The following is a 471-nucleotide window of genomic DNA, read 5'->3' on the forward strand; positions in this document are numbered from 1 at the left end:
GAGGCCGAGACGCTGCAGGGCCTCGTGGCCCGGTTCCGCCTGCAGGGCGGCGCGCCCGCCCGACCCGCACAGCCCGGCGCCATGACCCCGCTCCGCCTGGTCGACCCGGCCCGGCAAGCGGCGGGCAAGGCCGCGCCCGCCACCCCGGCCGCCGAACCCGCCCCCAGGAAAAAGGTCGCCGCCAACGACTTGACCACCTGGCAGGACTTCTGAACGGATGATCGCGGAGCGGCCTGCTGAACCGCTCCGTGTTTGCCGGGAGCTGATTTCGGTCAGTCGCACGGCGATGGGTTCAGTTTCCAGAGCTGCGTGGTCGTTGTGGCCTGCTGCCGGTTTCGTGGACAGTGAGGTGGTCCCCAGAAACTGGACAGTTTGCTAAGCTTGCCGCCGAGGAAGACGAGGACGAACAGCGTGGCTGGCAAACGGAAGAACTACAGCGCGGACTTCAAGGCGAAGGTGGCGCTTGAAGCC

General features: G+C 68.2%; 1 protein-coding gene. It reads left to right on the top strand.

The window, feature by feature from the left end:
• On the top strand, nucleotides 1-213 hold a 213-nt coding region (locus tag NHN26_RS17400; RefSeq protein ID WP_253090550.1), incomplete at its 5' end, for a hypothetical protein.
• Between the last annotated feature and the right edge of the window lie 258 nt (nucleotides 214-471).

This window comes from Rhodovulum tesquicola, from assembly GCF_024128855.1.
GTDB classification, from domain to species: domain Bacteria; phylum Pseudomonadota; class Alphaproteobacteria; order Rhodobacterales; family Rhodobacteraceae; genus Rhodovulum; species Rhodovulum tesquicola.